We start from the raw sequence: 358 nt of genomic DNA, 5'->3' as shown, positions 1-358 counted from the left end.
AAGGCAGACGCTCTCCCAGCTGAGCTAATTCTCCGGTGTATTGACAACTTTTAATGACCCGTACGGGATTCGAACCCGTGTTACCGCCGTGAAAGGGCGGTGTCTTAACCGCTTGACCAACGGGCCAATATTAGCATGTAATGGTCCAAGACAGAGTCGAACTGCCGACACCTTGAGCTTCAATCAAGTGCTCTACCAACTGAGCTATTGGACCTTTTTTTAAAAGTTGTACGGTCCCGACGGGAATTGAACCCGCGATCTCCTGCGTGACAGGCAGGCGTGATAACCCCTACACCACGGGACCCTAGTAGCTTAATAAACTACTTATGGAGAATGAGGGGTTCGAACCCCCGACATC

The 358-nt window shown here is 50.8% G+C and carries 3 tRNA genes; all 3 read right to left on the bottom strand.

The annotated features are described in order from the left end of the window. Window positions 1-54: 54 nt before the first annotated feature. Window positions 55-126, bottom strand: a tRNA-Glu gene (locus tag HMPREF3090_RS01430). A 15-nt stretch (window positions 127-141) separates the two neighbouring features. Next, window positions 142-214 (bottom strand) — tRNA-Phe (locus tag HMPREF3090_RS01425). 17 nt (window positions 215-231) lie between these two features. Next, window positions 232-304: transfer RNA gene (locus HMPREF3090_RS01420), tRNA-Asp, on the bottom strand. Window positions 305-358: the final 54 nt, after the last annotated feature.

It is taken from the genome of Aerococcus sp. HMSC23C02 (assembly GCF_001806805.1).
Classification (GTDB): domain Bacteria; phylum Bacillota; class Bacilli; order Lactobacillales; family Aerococcaceae; genus Aerococcus; species Aerococcus sanguinicola.
The sequence above is the reverse complement of the archived record's forward strand: the minus strand, read 5'-3'. Positions and strand labels throughout refer to the sequence as shown.